General features: G+C 69.8%; 14 protein-coding genes and 1 pseudogene. 8 read left to right on the top strand and 7 right to left on the bottom strand.

Going from position 1 to position 21,209, the window contains the following annotated elements; translation table 11 throughout:
* Window positions 1-521: 521 nt before the first annotated feature.
* Window positions 522-1,685: an adenosyl-hopene transferase HpnH gene (gene hpnH, locus BLQ49_RS25980; protein WP_091721744.1), complete on the top strand. Its 1,164-nt coding sequence runs from the start codon at window positions 522-524 to the stop codon at window positions 1,683-1,685.
* 238 nt (window positions 1,686-1,923) lie between these two features.
* On the opposite strand, the gene BLQ49_RS25985 is transcribed toward hpnH, so the two are convergent.
* The 3 genes from BLQ49_RS25985 to BLQ49_RS25995 all read right to left on the bottom strand — a co-directional run bounded on the left by BLQ49_RS25985 (window position 1,924) and on the right by BLQ49_RS25995 (window position 4,659).
* Complete coding sequence (locus BLQ49_RS25985) at window positions 1,924-3,126, bottom strand: lytic murein transglycosylase (protein WP_091721746.1); 1,203 nt, start codon at window positions 3,124-3,126, stop codon at window positions 1,924-1,926.
* Window positions 3,127-3,271: 145 nt separating this feature from the next.
* Window positions 3,272-3,874 carry a 3-isopropylmalate dehydratase small subunit gene (gene leuD / locus BLQ49_RS25990; protein ID WP_091721749.1) on the bottom strand — a complete coding sequence of 201 codons (603 nt, stop codon included), beginning with the start codon at window positions 3,872-3,874 and terminating at the stop codon, window positions 3,272-3,274.
* Window positions 3,875-3,939: 65 nt separating this feature from the next.
* A complete protein-coding gene (locus BLQ49_RS25995; RefSeq protein ID WP_244507766.1) occupies window positions 3,940-4,659 on the bottom strand; it encodes a HisA/HisF-related TIM barrel protein in 720 nt (239 codons plus the stop codon).
* 21 nt (window positions 4,660-4,680) lie between these two features.
* On the opposite strand from BLQ49_RS25995, the gene BLQ49_RS26000 reads away from it, so the two are divergent.
* From BLQ49_RS26000 to BLQ49_RS26015, 4 genes are read left to right on the top strand one after another with little or no spacing between them, the layout of a single operon-like run.
* A complete protein-coding gene (locus BLQ49_RS26000; RefSeq protein WP_091721755.1) occupies window positions 4,681-5,730 on the top strand; it encodes a hydantoinase/oxoprolinase family protein in 1,050 nt (349 codons plus the stop codon).
* Window positions 5,727-5,927, top strand: coding sequence for a hypothetical protein (locus BLQ49_RS26005; RefSeq protein ID WP_091721757.1), 201 nt, complete (start codon window positions 5,727-5,729; stop codon window positions 5,925-5,927). The genes BLQ49_RS26000 and BLQ49_RS26005 overlap by 4 nt, the downstream gene beginning before the upstream one ends.
* Window positions 5,928-5,934: 7 nt before the next feature.
* Complete coding sequence (locus BLQ49_RS26010) at window positions 5,935-6,711, top strand: hypothetical protein (protein WP_091721760.1); 777 nt, start codon at window positions 5,935-5,937, stop codon at window positions 6,709-6,711.
* A gap of 19 nt (window positions 6,712-6,730) precedes the next feature.
* Window positions 6,731-7,345, top strand: coding sequence for a GNAT family N-acetyltransferase (locus BLQ49_RS26015; RefSeq protein ID WP_091721762.1), 615 nt, complete (start codon window positions 6,731-6,733; stop codon window positions 7,343-7,345).
* Window positions 7,346-7,478: 133 nt separating this feature from the next.
* Here BLQ49_RS26015 and rplS read toward each other — a convergent pair whose 3' ends face one another.
* From rplS to argB, 3 genes are all read right to left on the bottom strand, one after another.
* Window positions 7,479-7,880 (bottom strand): 50S ribosomal protein L19, encoded by a 402-nt coding sequence (rplS, locus tag BLQ49_RS26020; RefSeq protein WP_091721765.1) that lies wholly within the window; start codon window positions 7,878-7,880, stop codon window positions 7,479-7,481.
* 262 nt (window positions 7,881-8,142) lie between these two features.
* A complete protein-coding gene (locus BLQ49_RS26025; protein WP_091721769.1) occupies window positions 8,143-8,883 on the bottom strand; it encodes a pyrimidine 5'-nucleotidase in 741 nt (246 codons plus the stop codon).
* Between the two features lie 153 nt (window positions 8,884-9,036).
* Window positions 9,037-9,930 (bottom strand): acetylglutamate kinase, encoded by an 894-nt coding sequence (argB, locus tag BLQ49_RS26030; protein ID WP_091721772.1) that lies wholly within the window; start codon window positions 9,928-9,930, stop codon window positions 9,037-9,039.
* A 343-nt stretch (window positions 9,931-10,273) separates the two neighbouring features.
* On the opposite strand from argB, the gene BLQ49_RS26035 reads away from it, so the two are divergent.
* The 3 genes from BLQ49_RS26035 to BLQ49_RS26045 all read left to right on the top strand — a co-directional run bounded on the left by BLQ49_RS26035 (window position 10,274) and on the right by BLQ49_RS26045 (window position 20,750).
* The gene (locus BLQ49_RS26035; RefSeq protein WP_091721775.1) at window positions 10,274-11,617 is read left to right on the top strand and encodes a UDP-glucose dehydrogenase family protein; all 1,344 of its coding nucleotides are present in this window, start codon (window positions 10,274-10,276) and stop codon (window positions 11,615-11,617) included.
* 326 nt (window positions 11,618-11,943) lie between these two features.
* Window positions 11,944-19,386 (top strand): type I polyketide synthase, encoded by a 7,443-nt coding sequence (locus BLQ49_RS26040; protein ID WP_208859118.1) that lies wholly within the window; start codon window positions 11,944-11,946, stop codon window positions 19,384-19,386.
* A complete protein-coding gene (locus BLQ49_RS26045) occupies window positions 19,383-20,750 on the top strand; it encodes an aminotransferase class I/II-fold pyridoxal phosphate-dependent enzyme (protein ID WP_091721780.1) in 1,368 nt (455 codons plus the stop codon). Before BLQ49_RS26040 ends, BLQ49_RS26045 begins: the two co-directional genes overlap by 4 nt.
* 149 nt (window positions 20,751-20,899) lie before the next feature.
* On the opposite strand, the pseudogene BLQ49_RS26050 reads toward BLQ49_RS26045, so the two are convergent.
* Window positions 20,900-21,209, bottom strand: a pseudogene (locus BLQ49_RS26050) (polysaccharide biosynthesis/export family protein); the annotation flags it as partial.

Below are 21,209 nucleotides of genomic sequence, written 5' to 3' on the forward strand. Positions count from 1 at the left end.
GAGCCCGCGCGCCGACCGCCCCGCAATCCGCTTGGACGCCAACCGGGGTCGATGAACGACACACGGTCCGCCCCAGCCGCGCGACGCGCGTGCACACGCCGGTCGCCGCCGATATGGATCGCGGCGCAGCCGTCAGCCATAGGCCACAGCTTGCATCGCCGACATGGGGCTCAGTAAAGAGGGCTGTGCCAGATTGCAACGCGGCGGCCCCGGCGCGGTCTATGCCCAGCCTATGTGCGTTGGCGCACACCATCTTCGGCGCTGCACCTGAATTCTTGACGATCCGGTCGCATTGCCGACGCAATGCACGTGCTGTCCTCAAGGGCTCAGGCCCTCGTCCGCGGAGCCCGTATCCGTGGATCATGTGGCGCCGTTGCGTCAGGCACGGAATAAGATGTCATGGCCCCGCCGAAACAGGGCCGAATGAGATTAGTTCCAAGCTAGATCGCTGGAAATCGCGTTTTTTTTCGTGTTAAGCACCCCGAACGCCCCGGGGCCGACGAAGTGAAGGAGCCGCAATCTTGGGTATCCCCCTCCGGTACGTCGCGAAGATCGGCGGCTACATCCTGAAACAGCACCTCACCGGTCGCAAGCGTTACCCGCTCGTGATGATGATGGAGCCGCTGTTCCGGTGTAACCTGGCCTGCGCCGGCTGCGGCAAGATCGATTACCCGGACGAGATCCTCAACAAACGCCTGCCGGTGGCCGACGCGCTCGAATCGGTGCGCGAGTGCGGCGCCCCTGTGGTGGTGATCGCCGGCGGCGAGCCGCTCCTGCACAAGGACCTGCCGCAGATCGTCGAGGGCATCATCGCCCAGAAGAAATTCGCGATCGTCTGCACGAACGCGCTGCTCCTCGAGAAGAAGATCAAGGAGTACAAGCCGAGCCCGTACTTCACCTGGTCGATCCATCTGGACGGCGACAAGGAGATGCACGACCAGTCGGTGTGCCAGCGCGGTGTCTACGACAAAGCGGTGGCGGCGATCGCGAAGGCCAAGGAAATGGGCTTCCGCGTCACCATCAACTGCACCTTCTTCAACAACTCGAAGCCGGAGAAGATCGCCGACTTCTTCGACAGCGTGACCCGCATGGGCATCGACGGCATCACCGTCTCCCCGGGCTACGCCTACGAGCGCGCCCCCGACCAGAAGCACTTCCTGAACCGCAAGGCGACCAAGGACCTGTTCCGCGGCGTGTTCCGGCACGGCAAGGAGAAGGGCCGCGAGAAGTGGACCTTCCAGCAGTCGGGCCTGTTCCTCGACTTCCTGGCCGGCAATCAGACCTACCATTGCACCCCGTGGGGCAACCCGACCCGCACCGTGTTCGGGTGGCAGAAGCCCTGCTACCTGCTCGGCGAGGGCTACGCGGCGACCTTCAAGGAGCTAATGGAGACCACCGACTGGGATTCCTACGGCACCGGCAACTACGAGAAGTGCGCCGACTGCATGGTCCACTCGGGCTACGAGGCTTCCTCGGTGGTCGATTCGGTCCGCAAGCCCTGGAAGCCGCTGGTCCACGCGATCCGCGGCATCAAGACCGAGGGCACGATGGCCCCCGAGGTCAGCCTGGAGAACCAGCGCCCGGCCGAATTCGTGTTCTCGCGCAACGTCGCGCAGAAGCTGTCCGAGATCAAAGCGGCCGGCGTCGACACCAAGCAGGAAGCCCGCAAGCGCACCGCCGCCTGATCGGCGCAGCGCGGACGGATTTGAACCCGCGGCCGAGAGGCCGCGGGTTTTGCTGTTTCAGGGTGTTCGGCAGATCGTGCTGGGTGCCTTTGCCGTCAGCGGCACTTGTCGATCCAGATCGACGCGTCGCGACGCCCTGTGCTGGTTCCCGGCCCGCATTCCGCTGACGCGGCATGCACCCGGCCATGGACGGGGCGGACGCAGCGATTGGAGCCGCCCGCCCGAAGCCTTCAGGCCGTCAGCCCCCGCGCAGGGCTTCCAGCACCTTGCCGCCGGGGCGGCCAGTCGGGGTCATGCCCAGGCGGCGCTCCACATCCTTGATCGCGTCGCGGGTCTTCTGGCCGACCTTGCCGTCCGGCTCGCCGACATCGTAGCCGCGGGCGGCCAGCCGGGTCTGGAGGTCGCGCCGCTCGGCCCGGGACAGGGGCGGATCGTCGGTCGGCCAGGCTGCCTGGACGCCCGCCTTGCCCCGCAGCCGGTCCGACAGCACCGCGATGGCGAGGCCGTAGGATTCGGCGGCGTTGTACGAGTAGATTGCGTCGAAGTTCTTGGTGACCAGGAAGGCCGGCCCGTCGATCCCGGCCGGCGCGATGATCCCAGCCGGCCCCTCGCCCGAGAGCGGGCGGCCGTCGATCCGGGTCACGCCGAGGGACGCCCAGTGGGTGAGCGGCTTCTTGTTCTTGCGCCCGGCGGCCGCGACGTTGAAGCCGCGGGGCAGCTTCACCTCATAGCCCCAGACCTGCCCGTGCTGCCATTTGGCGACGTGCAGGAAATTGGCCGTCGACGCGACGGCATCCGCGGTCGAATCGACCACGTCGCGCCGCCCGTCGCCGTCGCCATCGACGGCGAGGCGGTGATAGGTGGTCGGCATGAACTGGGTCTGGCCGAAGGCCCCCGCCCAGGAGCCGGTGAGCCGCTCCGGCGCGATGTCGCCGCGCTCGATGATCCGCAGCGTCGCGATCAGCTCGTTGCGGAAGAAGTCCCGGCGGCGGTTGTTCGAGCAGGCGAGCGTCGCCAGCGACTGGACCAGCGGCATCTTGCCGAGGTTCTTGCCGAAATTCGACTCGACCCCCCACACCGCCGCGATCGTGTAGCGGTCGACGCCGTAGCGCGCCTCGGCCTGCGCCAGGGCGGCTGCGTTCTGACGCATCGCCGCCCGCCCGTCCTCGACGCGCTCGTCATCGACCAGGGCCGCCATGTAATCCCAGATCGGCGTCTTGAACTCGGGCTGCGCCTGGGAGAGTTCGATCACCTTGTCGTCGTAGCTGATGCCGCTCGTGGCCGCCCGGAAGGTCTGGCTGGAGACGCCCGCGGCGGCCGCCTGGGCCTGGATGCCGGCGAGGCAGCCGTCGAAATCCGCGCGCGCCGGCTGGCTCGCGGCGCCCACGGCGAGGAGACCGAACCCGAGCGCGACGCCCGACCCGAAGCACTGATGGCGCATCCTGGCGTTCCTGTTTCTCATCCGCGGTGTAGCGGCCGAATCAGGCAGCACGAGGGTTAACTGCGCGTTAGCGCGGGCCGGGCGATGCGCCAGGGCTCTGCCCTGGCAACCCACAAAAGGGCTCAGCCCTTCGGAATCCCCTCCGTCAGGCCCATTCCCGCTGGGCGAGCTTCTGCTCGTAGGCGTCGATCGCCGAGGCGCGCTCCAGGGTCAGGCCGATCTCGTCGAGCCCGTTCAGGAGGTTGTGCTTCCGGCCCGCCTCGATGTCGAATCGCAGGAGCCCCCCGTCCGGCCCCCGGATGGTCTGTGCCTCCAGGTCGATCGACAGGGTCGCGTTCGCGCCGCGCTCGGCATCCTCGAACAGCTTCTCCAAATCCTCCGGAGCGACCGTGATCGCCAGGATGCCGTTCTTGGCGCAGTTGTTGAAGAAGATGTCGGCGAAACTCGTGGAGATCACGCAGCGGATGCCGAAATCGGCAAGCGCCCAGGGCGCATGCTCGCGTGACGAGCCGCAGCCGAAATTATCGCCGCACACCAGGATCTTGGCGTTCCGGTACGCGGGCTGGTTCAGCACGAAGTCAGGGTTCTCCGAGCCGTCCTCGCGGTAACGCATCTCGGCGAACAGGCTCTTGCCGAGCCCCGTCCGCTTGATCGTCTTGAGATACTTGGCCGGGATGATCCGGTCGGTGTCGACGTTGACCGTCCGCATGGGCGCCGCGACGCCCTCCAGAATCGTGAATTTTTCCATCGTCTGCCGGCTCTTACGGGTGGGTTCTGGCGGGGTTTAGCAGTCCATATCGTGCGCCGGAAGCATCACGCCAGATCCGCCGCGTCAGCCCGGGACAGGGTGCCGTCATGCAATGCCGAGGCGACGAGCGCCCCGGCGATCCCGGCCGCGCGCAGGGCCTTCAGGTCGTCCGGGCCGCGCACCCCGCCGGCGGCGTAGAGGCGGCACGCCGGTGCCCGCGCCCGCAGGGCCGCAAGCGCCGCGAGGTCGGGGCCGCGCCCCGCCCCGACCTGGGCCAGCGTCATGGCGATCACCTCCGGCGGCCAGAGCGACGGGTCGTCGTGGAGCGCCTGAGGCCCCAGACGCTCCGTGCCGCGCGTGTCGAGGGAGAGCACGATGCGGTCGCCCAGGCGCGCCGCGAGGCCGGCCTCCGTCTGGCTCTCGCTGCCGATCACCGGCCGTCCGAGGCCGGTGGCCAGGAACGCGTCCACGCCCACCGGTTCGCCGAAGCCGGCATCCACCCAGAGGGCGACGCCCGGGCAGGCGTGGGCGATCGCCCGCAGCGCCGCCAGATCCGGCGCGGCGCCGTCGATGATCGCGTCGAGATCCGCCACGTAGAGGATCGTCGCCGGCCACGCGTCGCACAGGCCGCGCGCCACCGCGTCGGGGGCGGATCCCTTTGCCAAGGGCGTCGCGATCGGGGCATAGGAGGAGCGCTCGCCCCGGCGCGCCCGCACCACGCGGCCGCCCCGGAGATCGAGCACCGGGATCACCGCGAAGCCGGGGCGCCCGAATCCGTGGTCCATCGAGGCGTTCATCGCGGTCCCATGCACGCACCATCCTTGAAGTCGATCGGGTGGGACCTCGGCGGGGTTCACGTCAAGGCCGCGCTGGTGGAGTCGGGACGCGTCGTGGCCGCCGCCCAGGTCCCCTGCCCGCTCTGGCAGGGGGTGCCGGCCCTCGATCAGGCGCGCGCGGCCCTTCCGGATTGGGCACGGGACGAGGCGTCCCACGCGGTCACCATGACGGGCGAATTGACAGATTGCTTCGCGGATCGGCGGGAGGGGGTGGCCGCGCTCGCCGGCTGGGCCACGGCCCACCTCGCCGGCTCCGTGCGGATCTATGCCGGCCGCTCGGGCTTCGTCGCCCCGGAGGCGGCCGCGGATGCCGCCGCCGACGTAGCCTCGGCCAACTGGCACGCTACCGCGGCGCTCACCGGCTGGTTCGCCCCGGACGCGCTCCTCATCGATATCGGCTCCACCACCACCGACCTGATCCCGATCGTGGGCGGCCGCCCCGCCGCGACGGGCTACAGCGACGCCGAGCGGCTGGAGACGGGGGAGCTCGTCTATACCGGGGTGGTGCGCACGCCGGTGATCGCGCTGGCCGACCACGCGCCGTTCGGCGGCCGCCGCACCCGGCTAATGACCGAGACCTTCGCCCACATGGCGGACGCGTACCGGATCCTCGGTCTGCTCCCCGCGGGGGCCGACCAGCAGGCGAGCGGCGACCGCAAGGGCAAGTCCGTGGCCGAGAGTGAGACCCGGCTGGCCCGGATCGTCGGGCGGGACAGAGAGGAAGCCCCCGGGCCGGCCTGGGCGGCCCTGGCAGCCCATTTCGCCGAGGCGCAGCTACGCCTGCTGCACGATGCGGCGGCGCTCCTGCTCGGCCGGCCGGACCTGTCCGCGCAGGCTCCGCTCATCCTGTGCGGGGCCGGCGCCTTCCTGGGGGGGCGCCTGGGGGACCGGCTCGGCCGCGCCGCCGTGCCGCTGGTGGATGTGCTCCGGGACCGGATCGCCGGTCCGCCCGACTGGATTTCGACCTGCGGGCCGGCGGCGGCGGTCGGCCTGATCGCCGCGGAGGAGAAAGACGCATGAGTGCCATCAAGATCCTGGCCCGGATCCTCACCGCCCGCGTCGGGCCGCATATCGAGCTGGCCGTGGAGACGGAGACCGGCGAGGTCCTGAAGGTGCTCGCCACCGAGGACCAGATCGACCGGCTGGTCGATGAACTCGACGACATCCTCAACTCGCCCGCCGAGCCGGACGACGACGGTCCGCCCGCTGCGGCGTGAGCCGATTGTGAGCCTGATCGCCGCCAAGATCGTCGTCACCCCGACGCTGATGTGGGCCGTCTCGGCGGCGGCACGCCGCTGGGGCAGCCTCGTCGGCGGCCTGCTCTCAGGGTTGCCGCTCACCTCGGCTCCGATCTCGATCTACCTCGCCGTAGAGCAGGGCGAGCGCTTCGCCGCAGACGCGGCTGTCGGCTCGGTGGAGGGGCTCGGCGCGGTCACGCTCTGCTCTCTCGCCTACGCCCTCTGTGCTCCGCGGCTGGGCGCTGTCGCGTCCATCGGCCTGGCCTTTGCCGCCTTCGTGCTGGGCGGCGCCGTGCTGCACGGACTCATCCGGCCGGGCCTGTGGCTCGCCACGGCGATCGACCTGCCGATGATGGCGCTGGTCGTCGCCCTGTGCCGGCCGGCGGCTCCGGCCGCTCAGCCGATCCGCCGGCCGCCGCGCTGGGACATGCCGGCCCGGCTGACGGCGGCCACGATTCTGGTCCTGCTGGTCTCGACCCTCGCGCCCCTGCTCGGGCCAGGCCTGAGCGGCGTCCTGTCCCCGATCCCGATCATTTCGTGGCCGCTGATCGTCTTCGCCCGGGTACAGGATGGGGTCGGAGCCTCGCTCGATGTGGTGCGCGGCAGCGCCCAGGGGGCGTTCGGCGTGCTGGCCTTCTATATCGGCGTCCACGCGACGCTCGGGGCGATGGATCCGGTTCCGGCCTACGCCTTATCGATCGCCGCGTCGGCCGCCTGCGTCCTGCCCTGGCTGTTCGCGCGCCGCCGTCCGCGGGCGGCGTGAGCGCCGGGAGACACGGACCATGATCACCGCCACCACGACGCTCGCAGCCGGCTACGCCAGCGTGCCGCCCGGGCACATCGCGACCATCGTGACCTCCGTGGAGATGGTTCGGCCGCCATCGCCGCGGCCCGAGCGGCCCGTCCCACCCGGACTCGTGCTGCGTCCCCTCGCAGATCGCAATCCTGATCCGTATCGAAGCCTGTACCGGACTGTCGGCGCCGAATGGCTCTGGTTCTCGCGCCTCGCCCTCGCCGATGACGCGCTGGCGGCGATCCTGGCCGACGAGGCGGTCGAGATCCTGGCTCTCCGACAGGCGAACCGCACTCTCGGCATGCTGGAGCTGGATTTCCGGCAGCCCGGCTCATGCGAGCTGGTCTTCCTCGGTCTTACTGGGGACAGGATCGGGACCGGTCTCGGTGGCAGGCTGATGAACGAGGCGCTGCGCCGGGCTTGGTCGCGGCCCATCGAGCGGTTCTGGCTGCACACCTGCACCTTGGACCATCCCGGAGCCCTGGCGTTCTACCGGCGCTTCGGATTCGAGCCCTTCGCGACCCATGTCGAAGTCGCTCCGGATCCACGGTTGACCGGATTGCTCCCGCGGGGTTGCGCGCCACACGTGCCGCTGCTCGGGTGAGAGGGGACTGTGGAGTGATACGGCTACGGTGTCTCTGCCACGAAAGACCCAAACAAAAAGCCCGCCCCGATGCGTCGGAGCGGGCTTCGATCCTGAATCAGAAGGCCGGCGTCGAAGACCGGCCCTGCCGTGATCACTCGGCGGCGGCGGGCGCCGTGGCCGGAGCGTCCTTGGCCTTGTAGCGGTCGGTGCGCTCGACGATGCGGGCCGACTTCCCGCGGCGGTCGCGCAGGTAGTACAGCTTGGCGCGGCGCACCTTGCCGCGGCGGGCCACCTTGATCGAATCGATCATCGGGGAATGCACCGGGAAGACGCGCTCCACGCCCTCGCCGTAGGAGATCTTGCGGACCGTGAAGCTCTCGTTGAGGCCGCCGCCCTGGCGGGCGATGCAGACGCCCTCGTAGGCCTGGACGCGGGTGCGCTCGCCTTCCTTCACGCGGACGTTGACGATGAGCGTGTCGCCCGGCTCGAAATCCGGAATGGTCTTGGCCAGGCGCGCGACTTCCTCGCGCTCCAGCTGCTCGATGATGTTCATGGCATAGCTCCAGCCGTCGCGCCGTGACGCCCCTCATGGGCGATCGGCGCCAGGATTTCGGCGATCCTGTTGTGAGTTGGCCGGCTCTCTACAGGATCGTCGCCGGCTTGTCGATTGGGTCGCGGACGCGATCGCGGGCCATGCCGCGACGCGGCTCGGTGCAGCGTCAAACCCAGCTGTCGTCACAGGCTTCGGCCCGGTGACTCGCCCGAAGGTCGAGTGTTCCCGGAAACAGGCGGCCCCTGTCGCGCGGCGTCTCGCCCTACGCCGGCACCACGCCGGCCTCTGGCAGCACGCAGTTCGACAGGAAGGCCGCGAGGTCGTCAGTGATGTGGTCGATATGCGGCTCGCGCACTGCCTCCTGCTCGAACGCTTCCCGGTAGGGATCGATGATCTTGGGCACCACCAGGACGGTCGCCATGCCGAGGTCGTGCGGCACCGCGAGATTACGGGCGATGTCCTCGAACAGGACGGCGCGCGATGGCTCGACGGCGTGGGCCTTCAGGAAGCGCTCGTAGGTCGAGCGCTCGGGCTTCGGCACGAAATCGGCGGCCGCGATGTCGAACACGTCCTCGAAATGGTCGAGGATCCCGAGCTTGGCCGCCACGTTCTCGGCATGCCGGCGCGACCCGTTGGTGAGGATCAGCTTACGCCCCGGGAGCCGCTCGATCGCGTCGCCGAGGTCCTTGTCGAGCTTGATCGTCGAGTGGTCGATGTCGTGCGCGAAATCGAGGAACTCGTGGGGATCGACCCCGGCCTCGACCATCAGTGCCTTCAGCGTCGTGCCGTAGCGGTGATAGAAGTGCTTCTGCAGGGCCCGGGCCGAGAGCCCGTCGAGCCCGTAGAGCCCCATCACGTAGAGCGTGATCCGCTCGTCGACCTGCGGCCAGACCCGCGCGTCGCTCGGGTAGAGCGTGTTGTCGAGGTCGAACACCCAGGTGTCGACATCGGCGAAGCCGCGCGCGCCGGGTGTGGTGAACTGGGCCTTGTCGGGGTGATGCACCGTATCCCTTTGGATTCGTCCCCTGGACCGCGAGTCTGGACCTTCGCGGTCAAGCTCGCAACCCTGGCCGATTCGGAACTGACCGGGAGCACGACAATGCGCGTGCGGGGCGGAGGTTGCCGCCCCGCACGATTCTCTGCGGAGGCCGATCCCTCAGCCCCGCCGGATCAGCGTGCCGGCGCCGTAATCAGTGAACAGCTCCAGCAGCACCGCGTGGTTGACCTTGCCGTCGAGGATGACGACCGCCTCCACGCCGCGCTCGATCGCGTACATGCAGGTCTCGATCTTCGGGATCATCCCGCCCGTGATGGTGCCGTCGGCGATCAGGCGGCGGCAATCCTCCACGGTGAGTTCGGGAATCAGCTTCTTGTCCTTGTCGAGGACGCCCGGGACGTCGGTGAGCAGCAGCAGGCGCTTGGCCCGGAGCGCCCCCGCGATGGCGCCGGCGAACGTGTCGGCGTTGACGTTGTAGGTCTGTCCGTCCGCCCCGTAGGCGACCGGCGCGAGAACGGGAATCAGCTCGGCCTTCAACACCGCGTCGAGCACGCCGCGCTCGACATGCTCCGGCTCGCCGACGAGGCCGAGATCGATGGTCTGCTCCAGATGGCTCTCGGGATCGACCACGGTCTTCGTCGCCCGCTTGGCCCGGACCATGTTGCCGTCCTTGCCACACAGGCCGATCGCCCGTCCGCCCTCGGCCGAGATCCAGCCGACGATCTGCTTGTTGATCAGGCCGGCCAGGACCATCTCGACCACTTCGACAGTGGCCTCATCGGTCACGCGCAGGCCGTTGCGGAACTCCGACTGGATGCCGAGCCGGTCGAGCATCTTGCCGATCTGCGGTCCGCCCCCGTGCACGACGATCGGTTTCAGCCCGGACTGTTCGAGGAGAACGATGTCCTCGGCGAAATCCTCGGCCGCCGACCGGTCGCCCATGGCGTGTCCGCCATACTTGATGACCACGATCTCCTGGTCATAGCGCTGCATGTGGGGCAGCGCCTGAGCCAGGACTTCGGCGCGCACGTGCACGTTGGGGAGTTCGGTCATCGCGGTCCTTCGCCGATCCTTGGGTCAGGGCCTGAGGGCGGGATTGCGCCTGCGCCCGTCGGGCGGTGGCGCTTCTACAGGAAGGCATCGGTACTGCGAAGCGGCTCCTGCCGCGATGCGGACAAGAAAGCGGCATTGCGAAGCCGCGCGGCCTGAGACCCGCGATGCGGACACCCGGTCGATGCGCCTCGGCAGTCGCGCCGTCAAAAAACAGTCACCCTTCCCGTGTGTTGCAATCAGGCGACAGGCTGGAGACGATCCAAGCTGGGCCGGGTTGCGCCTCCAGGATGCCCGGACCATGCTGCATTGCAGCAAGTCGGGGGTGGGCTGCCGAGAGGGGCGGATGCGGATCGCGATGATTGGGGCCGGGTATGTCGGCCTAGTTTCCGGAGCCTGCCTGGCCGATTTCGGCCACAGCGTCGTCTGCATCGATCGCGAGCCCGACAAGATCGCGGCGCTGAACGCCGGCCGCATGCCGATCTACGAGCCGGGCCTCGATGCGCTGGTCGCCGAGAACGTCCGCCAGGGCCGGCTCGCCTTCACCACCAGCCTGCGCGAGGCCGTGGCCGAGGCCGACGCGGTGTTCATCGCGGTCGGTACGCCCTCCCGCCGCGGCGACGGCTTCGCCGACCTGAGCTTCGTGTTCGACGCGGCGCGCGAGATCGCCGGTGCGCTCTCGGGCTTCACCGTCATCGTTACCAAATCCACCGTTCCGGTCGGCACCGGCGACGAGGTCGAGCGCATCATCCGCGAGACCAACCCCGCCGCCGATGTCGCCGTCGCCTCGAACCCCGAATTTCTCCGCGAGGGCGCGGCCATCGCCGACTTCAAGCGGCCCGACCGCATCGTGGTCGGCACCGAGGAGGCCCGGGCCGAGGCGGTGATGCGCGAGGTCTACCGGCCGCTCTACCTCAACGCCGCGCCCATCCTGGTAACGAGCCGCCGCACCGCCGAGCTGACCAAGTACGCCGCCAACGCATTCCTGGCCGCCAAGATCACCTTCATCAACGAGATGGCCGACCTGTGCGAGGAGGTCGGTGCCGACGTCCAGCAGGTCGCCCGCGGCATCGGCCTGGACAACCGGATCGGCACCAAGTTCCTGCATGCCGGCCCGGGTTACGGCGGCTCGTGCTTCCCCAAGGACACCCTGGCGCTGGTCAAGACCGCCCAGGATGCCGGCACGCCGTTGCGGATGGTCGAGACCGTGGTGGCGGTCAACGACCAGCGGAAGCGCGCCATGGCCCGCAAGGTCATCAAGGCCTGCGGCGGCAACGTCCGCGGGAAGACGATCGCGTTGCTTGGCCTGACCTTCAAGCCCGACACCGACGACATGCGCGACGCGCCATCGCTGGCGATCGTGGCGGGGCTTCAGGATGCAGGCGCGACGGTACGGGCCTACGACCCCGAGGGCATGGCGCATGCCCGGGTGCTCATGCCGTCTGTGGATTACGCCGAGAATGCCTATGCCTGCGCGGAGGGTGCGGACGCCCTGGTCATCGTCACCGAGTGGAATGCCTTCCGGGCGCTCGACCTGGACCGATTGCATCAGATCATGTCGTCCGGCGGATCGGCGCCCGTCCTGGTCGACCTGCGCAACATCTACGATCCCGAGAGCGCGGCGCGCCACGGCTTCAGCTATTGCGGCGTCGGACGAAACGGCACGGGTGCTCGGCCGAGCCGGTCCTGATCCGCGCGGCGACGTGAAGATCTCTTCGGGATGTCACCGCTGTACCGCTAGACGGGCCCCCGCCCGCGGGGCGAAACTGTGGCTTTCTGATGATCGTTACAGCGTCTCCGCGGCCAGTCGACCGGTCCAAACTTGGCATTCCGTTCGCCGGAATTGGATAGGTCTCTGATGAATACATGTCACAGCCTTCGGCAATTTCGCCGCGCGGGGATGACCTCGCGTCCGGGCTGGTTGGACACCGCAATGGTGCCACAGTAAGGGGTGAGAGGGTACTCACTCGTCGCGAGCCGAGCCGACTTCCGATAACGAGCGTGTGCGAACCGAACGTGACACAACGTACAGATATTGCGATCGTCGGACGCGCATGCCGACTGCCCGGGGCCCCCAGCGTGGACGGGCTGTGGTCACTCCTTTCCGAGGGGCGCTGCGCCGTCAGCAAGGTGCCGGCCGACCGGTTCTCCCTGGAGCGGTTCGCCCACCCGCGTGCCCATGAGCGCGGTAAGAGCTACACCTGGGCGGCGGGCGTCATCGACGACGTGTGGTCGTTCGACCCGGCGGTGTTCGGCATCTCGCCCCGCGAGGCCGAGCAGATGGATCCGCAGCAGCGGATGCTGCTGGAGCTGACCTGGGAAGCCCTGGAGGATGCGGGTCTGCGCCCGTCGAGCGTGGCCGGCAGCCATATCGGCGTGTTCGTCGGCGCCTCGTCGCTCGATTACGGCAACCTGCGCATCCTCGACGCGCCGTCGGGCGACGCCTACGCGGCGACCGGCAACACGCTGTCGATCATCTCGAACCGCATCTCGTACATCTTCGACCTGAAGGGCCCGAGCTTCACGGTCGATACGGCCTGCTCGTCGTCACTCGTCGCGTTCGACAACGCCGTGCAGGCGATCCGGTCGGGCCGCGTCGATACGGCGGTCGTCGCCGGCGTCAACGTGCTGGCGAGCCCGTTCAACTTCATCTGCTTCTCCACCGCGCAGATGCTCTCGCGCACCGGCCTGTGCCAGGCGTTCTCCAAGAACGCCGACGGCTACGTGCGCTCCGAGGGCGGCGTGGTGTTCGTGCTGCAATCGGCCGAAGCCGCGCGGCGCAACGGCGCCACGGTCCGCGCCGTGGTGTCGGCCTCAGGAATCAATTCCGACGGGCGCACCACCGGCATCTCGCTCCCCTCGGGTTACGCCCAGGGCGCCCTGCTGGAGAAGGTCTACCGCGAGGCCGAGATCGGGCTCGACGATCTCGCCTTCATGGAAGCGCACGGCACCGGCACGCCGGTGGGCGACCCGATCGAGGCGTCCGCCATCGGTTCCAAGCTCGGCCGCGGCCGGCGGGCACCGCTGCCGATCGGCTCGATCAAGACCAACATCGGCCATACCGAGCCGGTCTCGGGCCTCGCCGGCCTGATGAAGGCGACGCTGGCGCTGGAGCACGACCTCGTGCCCCCGTCGCTGCACGCGGCCGAGCTGAACCCCGAGATCCCGTTCGACGAGCTCAACTTGCATGTCGTGCGGGAGGCCATGCCGATCACCCGCGGTTCGCGCGAGCGCTTTGCGGGCGTGAACTCCTTCGGCTTCGGTGGCACCAACGCCCACGTGGTCATCACCGACGCGCCCGCCTGGGCGACGCAGGCGGGCGCCGCCGCCGAGCCCAAGGCCCAGGTGCTGCTGCTCTCGGCGCAGACCCGGGCCGCCCTGAACGAGCTCGCCCTGGACTACGCTGAGCGCCTCGAGGCCGAGCCGGCCCAGGTGACGACCGTGGCGGCCGCCGTCGCGCATCGCCGCGAGCGCATGCCCGCCCGCCTCGCCATCGCGCTGGACGGCAAGACCGATGTCGCCGCCGCGCTCCGCGCCGTCGGCGAGGGCGAGGACAGCCAGGACGCCTTCACGGGCACCGCGGTCGATCGCGTCGCCGAGGTCGCCTTCATCTATTCGGGCAACGGCAGCCAGTGGGCCGGCATGGGCCGCGAGGCCTACGAGGAGAACGCGGTCTTCCGTGCGACCTTCGACCGGATCGACACCCTGTTCCAGACCTATTCGGACTGGTCGCTCAAGGACGCGCTCTACGCCGACGACCTGGACGCGCGCCTCGCGCTCACCAGCGTCTCGCAGCCGCTGATCTTCGCGATCGAGAGCGCCTCCACGGCCGCCCTCAAGGCCAAGGGTTTGATCCCGTCCTACGTGCTCGGCCACAGCGTCGGCGAGATCGCCGCCGCCGAGGCCGCCGGCATCCTGAGCCTGGAGGACGCGGTCCGGGTCATCTACTACCGCAGCCACCATCAGGAGACGACGCACGGCCAGGGCACCATGGCGGTGCTGCTGATGCCGTCCGAGGAGGTCGAGACCTTCCTCAAGGATTTCCCGACCCTCGACATCGCCGCCTACAACAGCCCGAAGGCCGTGACGGTGGCGGGGCCGGTGGCCGATATCGAGGCCGCCCTCAAGGCCCTGTCGCGCAAGCGCCGGCGCGGGCGCAAGCTCGACCTCGCCTACGCCTTCCACGGCCGGCTGATGGACCCGACCGAGAAGCCGCTGCTGCGCGACCTCGCCGGGCTGAAGGCCAAGACCGGCACCACCGCGATGGTCTCCACCGTCACCGGCGAGGTGCTGGACGGGTCCCATTTCGGCGCCAACTACTGGTGGCGCAACATCCGTGAGCCGGTGCGCTTCTGCGAGGCCGTGCAGGACGCCACCCGCCGCGGTGCCCGCGTCTTCGTCGAGGTCGGCCCGCGCGCGACGCTCATGTCGCATGTCGGCGACGCGGTCGAGCCGCTGGGCATCGAGACCGCTACGGTCGGCGTGATGCACCGGAAGGCGTCGGGCGGCGACCCGATCGCCAAGGCGGTCAGCGCCGCCCTGGTCCAGGGCGCGCAGGTCGACGAGGCCGTGCTGTTCGGCGACGCGCCGAAGGGCGACGTGCGCCTGCCGACCTATCCCTGGCAGCGCCGCCCGTTCCGCCTGGCCGACACCACCGAGGGTGTGGGCGCCATGAGCCCCCGCCCCTACCACCCGCTGATCGGCTCGCGCACCGCGTATGATGGGCTGGAGTGGAACGGCTTCGTCGATCCTGTGACCGTGCCGGAGCTGGAGGACCACAAGGTCGACGGCCAGGTGATCATGCCCGGCGCCGGCTTCGTCGAGATGGCGCTCGCCTGCGTCCGCGAGGCGATGCGCGACGACGAGGTCGTGCTGGCGGATTTCGAGATCGTCGCGCCGATGGTGTTCGCCGAGGAGGCCCTGCGCGAGGTCGCGGTGCGCCTGTCGGGGTCCGGCAACGGCATCCAGGTGCTGAGCCGTCCGCGCCTGACCCAGACGCCCTGGCAGCTCCACGCCCAGGCCAAGATCGTCGAGGGCACCTTCTCGGCCCCGAAGACTCCGGATCTCGACGGATTCAGCTTCGAGACGGCGGGCGAGCACGTGCTCTCCGGCGACGCGCTCTACGCCAAGGCCCTCGCCTCGGGCCTCGCCTTCGGTCCGAGCTTCCAGCAGGTCGCCATGAGCGCCCGGCTGGATGACGCCACGATCGTATCCGACCTGCTGCCGGCCGAGCCCGATACCCGCTACGGCCTCGTGCCAAACCGGTTGGATGCCTGTTTCCACGGGCTGATCCTGCTCTTCGCCGACCTGCTCGGCGAGAACGGCGGCAAGGCCTACATCCCGGTGCGCTTCGGCGAGGTGCGGCTGCTGCGCCCCGGCGCGGTGATCGCCCGCTCGATCATCCGGACCCGCCGGTGCAACGAGCGCTCGATCCTGGCGGACTTCACCCTGCTCGATGCCGAGGGGGCGGTGATCGCCACGATCCGCGAGGGCCGGTTCCAGGCCCTGCGCGCCAAGAATGGCGGTGACCTCTCGGCCTTCGCGATCTCGCAGGTGCCGGAACTCGCCACCGAGCCGACCGCGATCCCGATGGAGCGCCGTCCGAGCGTGGCCGCGCGTCTGCGTCCGCTCGCCGCCGAGGCGAAGGGGCCGGCCGACGCCGCCCTGTCGCCGGGCCACCTCCTGCTGGAGGGCTGGGCGACCTCGCTCGCCTACCGTCTCGCCTCGGGGCTGGCACAGGGCGAGACCGTCTCGGTCACCGACAGCCGCGTGCCGGAATCCCTGCGGCCCTGGCTGCTGAACGCCCTCTACGCCCTGGAGAGCAGCGGGCTCGCCGAGCGTGCCGGCCAGAACTGGACGCTGGGTGACGGCTCGGCCCTCCCGGCCCCCGACGAGATCATGCGCTGGATCGCCGGCGACCATCCGGACCTCTCGGCCGAGCTGGTGCTGATCGCCGATGTCGGCGCCCTGGTCGACCGGCTGCTCGCCGGTACGCTGAGTGACGCGCCGGCCCTGCCGCAGGGGGCGATCGACGCCTTCGTGCTGCGCTCGGCCACCGCACGCCACGGCGCCGACGTGGTCGCCGGCCTGATCGAGCGCAGCCACGCGCAGCTCCCCAAGGAGCGGGCGCTGCGGGTTCTGCAGGTGGGCTTCGGTCCGCTCTCGGCCCAGGCTGCGACCTTTGCCGCCGCCGCGGAGGCCCGGCTGACCGTGTTCGAGACCGACCGTCGGCTCGCCGAGCGCGCCCGCCTGTCGCTCGGCCGCGCCGCCGCCGTGGTGGAGGCCGCCGACGAGCTCGCCCCCGGCAGCTTCGACCTCATCCTGGCGGCCAGCAGCCTGCATCGTGGCGACCGGTCCCTGCCGGGCCAGCTCGCTGCGGCACTCGCCACCGGCGGCCTGCTGGTGGCGGTGGAGCCGGGGGCCTCCCTGTTCCGCGACCTCGTGTTCGGCCTGACCCCAGGCTGGTTCGAGGAGGCGGTCGGTGGTCTGCCGGTCGGCCGGCTCGAGGATATCGAGGGCTGGCAGCGCACCCTCAGCGCCCACGGCCTCGTCAAGGTCGAGGTCGAGCGCGCGGCCTCGGCCAACGGCGACGACCTGCTGCTGACGGCGGAGGCGCCGGTGCGTCCGGGCCCGGCCCCGGCGCAGAGCTTCGCCTTCATCATCGGCTCCGACGACGAGTTCGCGGCCGAGACCGCCTCCTCCCTGGCGACCCTGCTGGTCGCGGGTGGGGTGCATGTCTCGATCATCCTCGACTCCGAGACTTCCCTGATGGAGCTGGAGAAGGAGACCCCCGACACGGTGGTGTTCTTGGCCGGCGCCTTCACCCGCGGCGGCGAGGCGTCCGAGCGGCTGCGTGACCGCTGCCTCAGCCTGAAGCGCTGCACCGAGCACCTCGGTGCCCGCCAGACCCGCCTCTGGGTCGTGGCCCCGGGCGCGACCCGCGATCGCGGTGGCCAGACCACCAACATCGAGGCCGGCGTGTGGGCCTTCTCCCGCACTCTCGCCAACGAGGCCCCGAACCTCGACGTCCGCCGCATCGACCTCTCCCCCGAGATGTCGTCGAAGCGCGCCTCCGAGCGCCTGCGCGACCTCATCCTCTCCGGCACGCCGGAGACCGAGATCGTGCTGGACGACGAGCGGACCCAGGTCGTGCGCTTCCATGCCGGCCGGCCGCAGCATCGGGATCCGGCGGATCTGGTGCCGGCCGAGGCCGCGCGCCTGGAGCGCAGCAACACCGGCGGCCTGAGCGAGATGGTCTGGGGTCCGGCCGAGCGCCGTACCCCCGGCAAGGGCGAGATGGAGATCGCGGTCGAGGCCACCGGCCTCAACTTCCGCGACGTTCTCTGGGCGCTCTCGATGCTCCCGGAAGAAATCCTGGAGGACGGCTTCGCCGGCCCCCGCCTCGGCCTCGAATGCGCCGGCCGCGTCACCGCCGTCGGCCCGGGGGTCAAGGGCTTCAAGGTCGGCGACCCGGTCGTCGCCTTCGCCCAGTCGGGTTTTGCGACTCACATCGTGGTGCCGGACCTCGTCGTCGCGCCGATGCCGCAGGGCCTCGACCCGATGGCCGCCGCCACCGTGCCAGTGGCCTTCCTCACTGCCTATTACGGCCTCGTCTCCTGCGCCCGGATGCGGCGCGGCGAGTGGGTGCTGGTCCATGGCGGCGCGGGCGGCGTCGGGCTGGCGGCCCTGCAGATCGCCAAGCTCAAGGGCGCGCGGGTCATCGCCACGGCGGGCTCCCGCGAGAAGCGCGCGCTGGTGAAGGCTTTGGGGGCCGAGCATGTGCTCGATTCCCGCTCCCTCGCCTTCGTGGACGAGGTCCGGGCGATCACCGGCGACGGCGTCGACATCGTGCTGAACAGCCTGTTCGGCGAGGCGATGGAGCGCTCGCTCAACGCGCTGCGGCCGTTCGGCCGCTTCATCGAGCTGGGCAAGCGCGACTACGTCGCCAACACCCATATCGGCCTGCGCCCGTTCCGGCGGAACCTCAGCTACTTCGGCGTCGACCTCGATCAGGTGATCCAGCACCAGGGCGATGACGGCGCGCGGATGTTCCGCGAGGTGATGGCCCTGTTCAACGACGGTGGCCTGAAGCCCCTGCCCTACCAGCCCTTCACGGCGGCCGAGACCTCGGACGCGTTCCGGCTGATGCAGCAGTCGGGTCACATCGGAAAGATCGTGATCAGCCCGCCGAAGGCCGGCACGATCATGAAGGACACGGCGAAGCCGTTCACGGTCTCGGAGACGGGCGTCCATCTGCTCACCGGCGGCCTCGGCGGCTTCGGCCTGGAGGCGGCGCGCTGGCTGATCGACCGGGGTGCCAAGCACCTCGTGCTGGCCGGCCGCAAGGGCGCGGCCACCGACGAGGCCAAGGCGATCGTCGCCGAGCTGTCGGCCCGGGGCGTGACTGTCGAGGCGAAGGCCGTCGACATCACGAGCCGCGCCTCGGTGGACCGGCTGCTCGCCGGGATCGAGCAGAAGGGCAAGAAGCTGGCCGGCGTGCTTCACGCTGCGGCGGTGCTGCAGGACGGCCTGATCTCCAACATCGACGCGGCTGCGCTCGACGCGGTGATCGGCCCGAAGGTGATCGGCGCTCAGCACCTCGACGCCGCCACCCGCGACCGGAGCCTCGACTACTTCGTCTTGTTCTCCTCGGCGACGACCTTCATCGGCAATCCGGGACAGGGCTCCTACGTGGCCGCCAACGGCTTCATGGAAGGTCTGGCGCGCCAGCGCCGCCGCCGCGGCCTGCCCGCTCTGGCGGTGGCCTGGGGTGCGATCGGCGATGTCGGCATGCTCGCCCGCAACAAGGCGGTCATGGAGGGCCTCGCCGGCCGCGTCGGCGTCACGCCGATGGAGGCCCGCCGCTGCCTCGACCTGATGGCCGAGGCTCTGGGCAGCCAGGGCACATCGCCCGACGAGGCCGTCATCGCCATCGCGGCGATGCACTGGGGCAAGGCGCGCGAGCGTCTCGCCACCATGCGCTCGCCGAGCTACGCCGAACTCGGGTCGGACCAGCAGGCGGAGGCCGGCGGCGTCCAGGCGATCAACATCGCGGCGCTGCTCAAGGGCGGCGACCTCGATGTGGTCCGCAAGACCGTGTCGGACGCGATCGTCGAGGACATCGCCCGCATCCTGCGCCTGCCGAAGGACGATATCAGCCGCGTGCGCCAGCTCTCGGAGATCGGCCTCGACTCGCTGATGGGCGTGGAACTCGGTGCCAGCCTGCAGGAGCGCTTCGCCCTCGATGCGCCGCCCGCGGGCCTGTCCTCGGGCATGACCGTCAACGAACTGTCGGAGTCCTTAATTCAGGCGGTTTCGGCCCCCATGGATGAGGCGGCCGGTGTCGCGATGAGCCTCGTCTCGAAGCATATCGGTGGTGAGATCGATGCGCAGATGATGGCGCCTCTCCGGGAACTCATCGAGCAGACGTCCAGCGAGATCAAAGAGACGAACTCATGACCGATACGGCACGGCCTGACGGCGGGCGCGCGGCGCTCGCCGGCTTCGTGACGAACCGCCTCGGGCGCGCGACGCCGCGCCCGGCCCCCGTCAAGGCGGCCTCTCCGGCCGGCAAGTCGGCGGCGCAGAACTTCGAAAACCTGCCGGGCTACCGGGAGCTGAAGCTCCAGCGTCAGGCGGCCGAGTTGATCGGCCTGGGCAACCCGTTCTTCCGTGTCCACGACGCGAAGGCCGGCGCGACCACCCGGATCGACCAGAAAAGCTTCACGAACTTCTCGTCCTACGACTACCTGGGCCTCAACGGCCATCCGCGGGTGAGCAACGCGGCCCGGGAGGCGATCGACGCCTATGGCACCTCGGCCTCGGCGAGCCGGGTGGTGGCGGGCGAGCGGCCCGGCCATATCAGCCTCGAGCAGGCGCTGGCCAAGCACTACCGGTCCGAGGGCTGCGTCGTGATGGTGAGCGGGCACGCCACCAACGTGACCACCATCGGTGCCCTGCTCGAAGCCGGCGACGTGATCTTCCACGACGCGCTGTCCCACAACAGCATCGTCACGGGAGCCCAGCTTTCGGGGGCGCAGCGCCGCTCCTTCGCGCATAACGACCTCGACGCGCTCGAGACCCTGCTCCAGTCGACCCGCCACGAGCACCGCCGGGCGCTGATCGTGGTCGAGGGCCTCTACAGCATGGACGGTGATGCACCGGATCTCGCCGGGCTTATCGCGCTCAAGAAGCGCTACGATGCGTGGCTGATGGTCGACGAGGCCCACGGCCTCGGCGTCACGGGCCGCACCGGCGCCGGCCTGTTCGAGCATTGTGGTGTCGACCCCAACGAGGTCGACATCTGGATGGGCACCCTGTCGAAGACGCTGTCCACCTGCGGCGGCTACATCTGCGGGCCGATCGCGCTGATCGAGTACCTGAAGCACTCGGCCGGCGGCTTCGTCTACAGCGTCGGCATGTCGCCGCCGCTCGCGGCTGCCGCCGAGGCGGCGCTCGCCGTGATGAATGCCGAGCCCGAGCGGGTCGAGCGCCTGCGCCAGAACGGCACGCTGTTCCTGACCACCGCCAAGAAGCTCGGTCTCGATACCGGCTTCAGCCTCGGCCTCGCCGTGGTGCCGATCATCGTGGGCGATTCGCTGAAGGCCGTGACCCTGTCGGACCGGCTGTTCCGGCGCGGCATCAACGTGCAGCCGATCATCCACCCGGCGGTCCCCGAGCGCGCCTCGCGCCTGCGCTTCTTCCTGACCTCCGAGCACACGCCCGACCAGATCCGCGACACCGTGAACGCGGTGGCCGAGGAGTTGGCGGCGATCGACAAGGGCGGCTCGCTGATCGAGCAGCTGCTGGCCAAGCGAGGCTGAGGGCGTCCGGGGCCACACGCCCCGGTCGGTTCGGTGACGCTGCAAACAAGGAAGCCCGGCGCGGACATCGTCCGCGCCGGGCTTCCTTGTTTGAGCCTTGCCCTGGTCCCGAGCCGGGCACCAGCCGGCCCGGAGGCCTGCGGCGTCGGCTACTTCGCGTAGTAATACGCGGTTGCGACCGAGGAGAGCGGTCCGGTGACGCCGCTGAAGGCGGAGAGCACCTTCGACAACTCGGTGAACGGTGCGTTCGAGACGTAGACGAGGTCGCGGTTGCGCATCCGGAACGCCTGGCTGACGAACAGGCTGTTCGGATCGCGCATGTCGATCCGGTACACCACCGGAACCAGGGGCGTGCCGAGCAGCTTCGAGCCCGGGCTCAACCGCCGCACCACGCTGGCCGGCTCGAACCGGAAGATGAACGTGCCGGCCGGGTCGGCGGCGAAGTCCGACAGGCCGCGC

It is taken from the genome of Methylobacterium phyllostachyos, from assembly GCF_900103445.1.
GTDB lineage: Bacteria > Pseudomonadota > Alphaproteobacteria > Rhizobiales > Beijerinckiaceae > Methylobacterium > Methylobacterium phyllostachyos.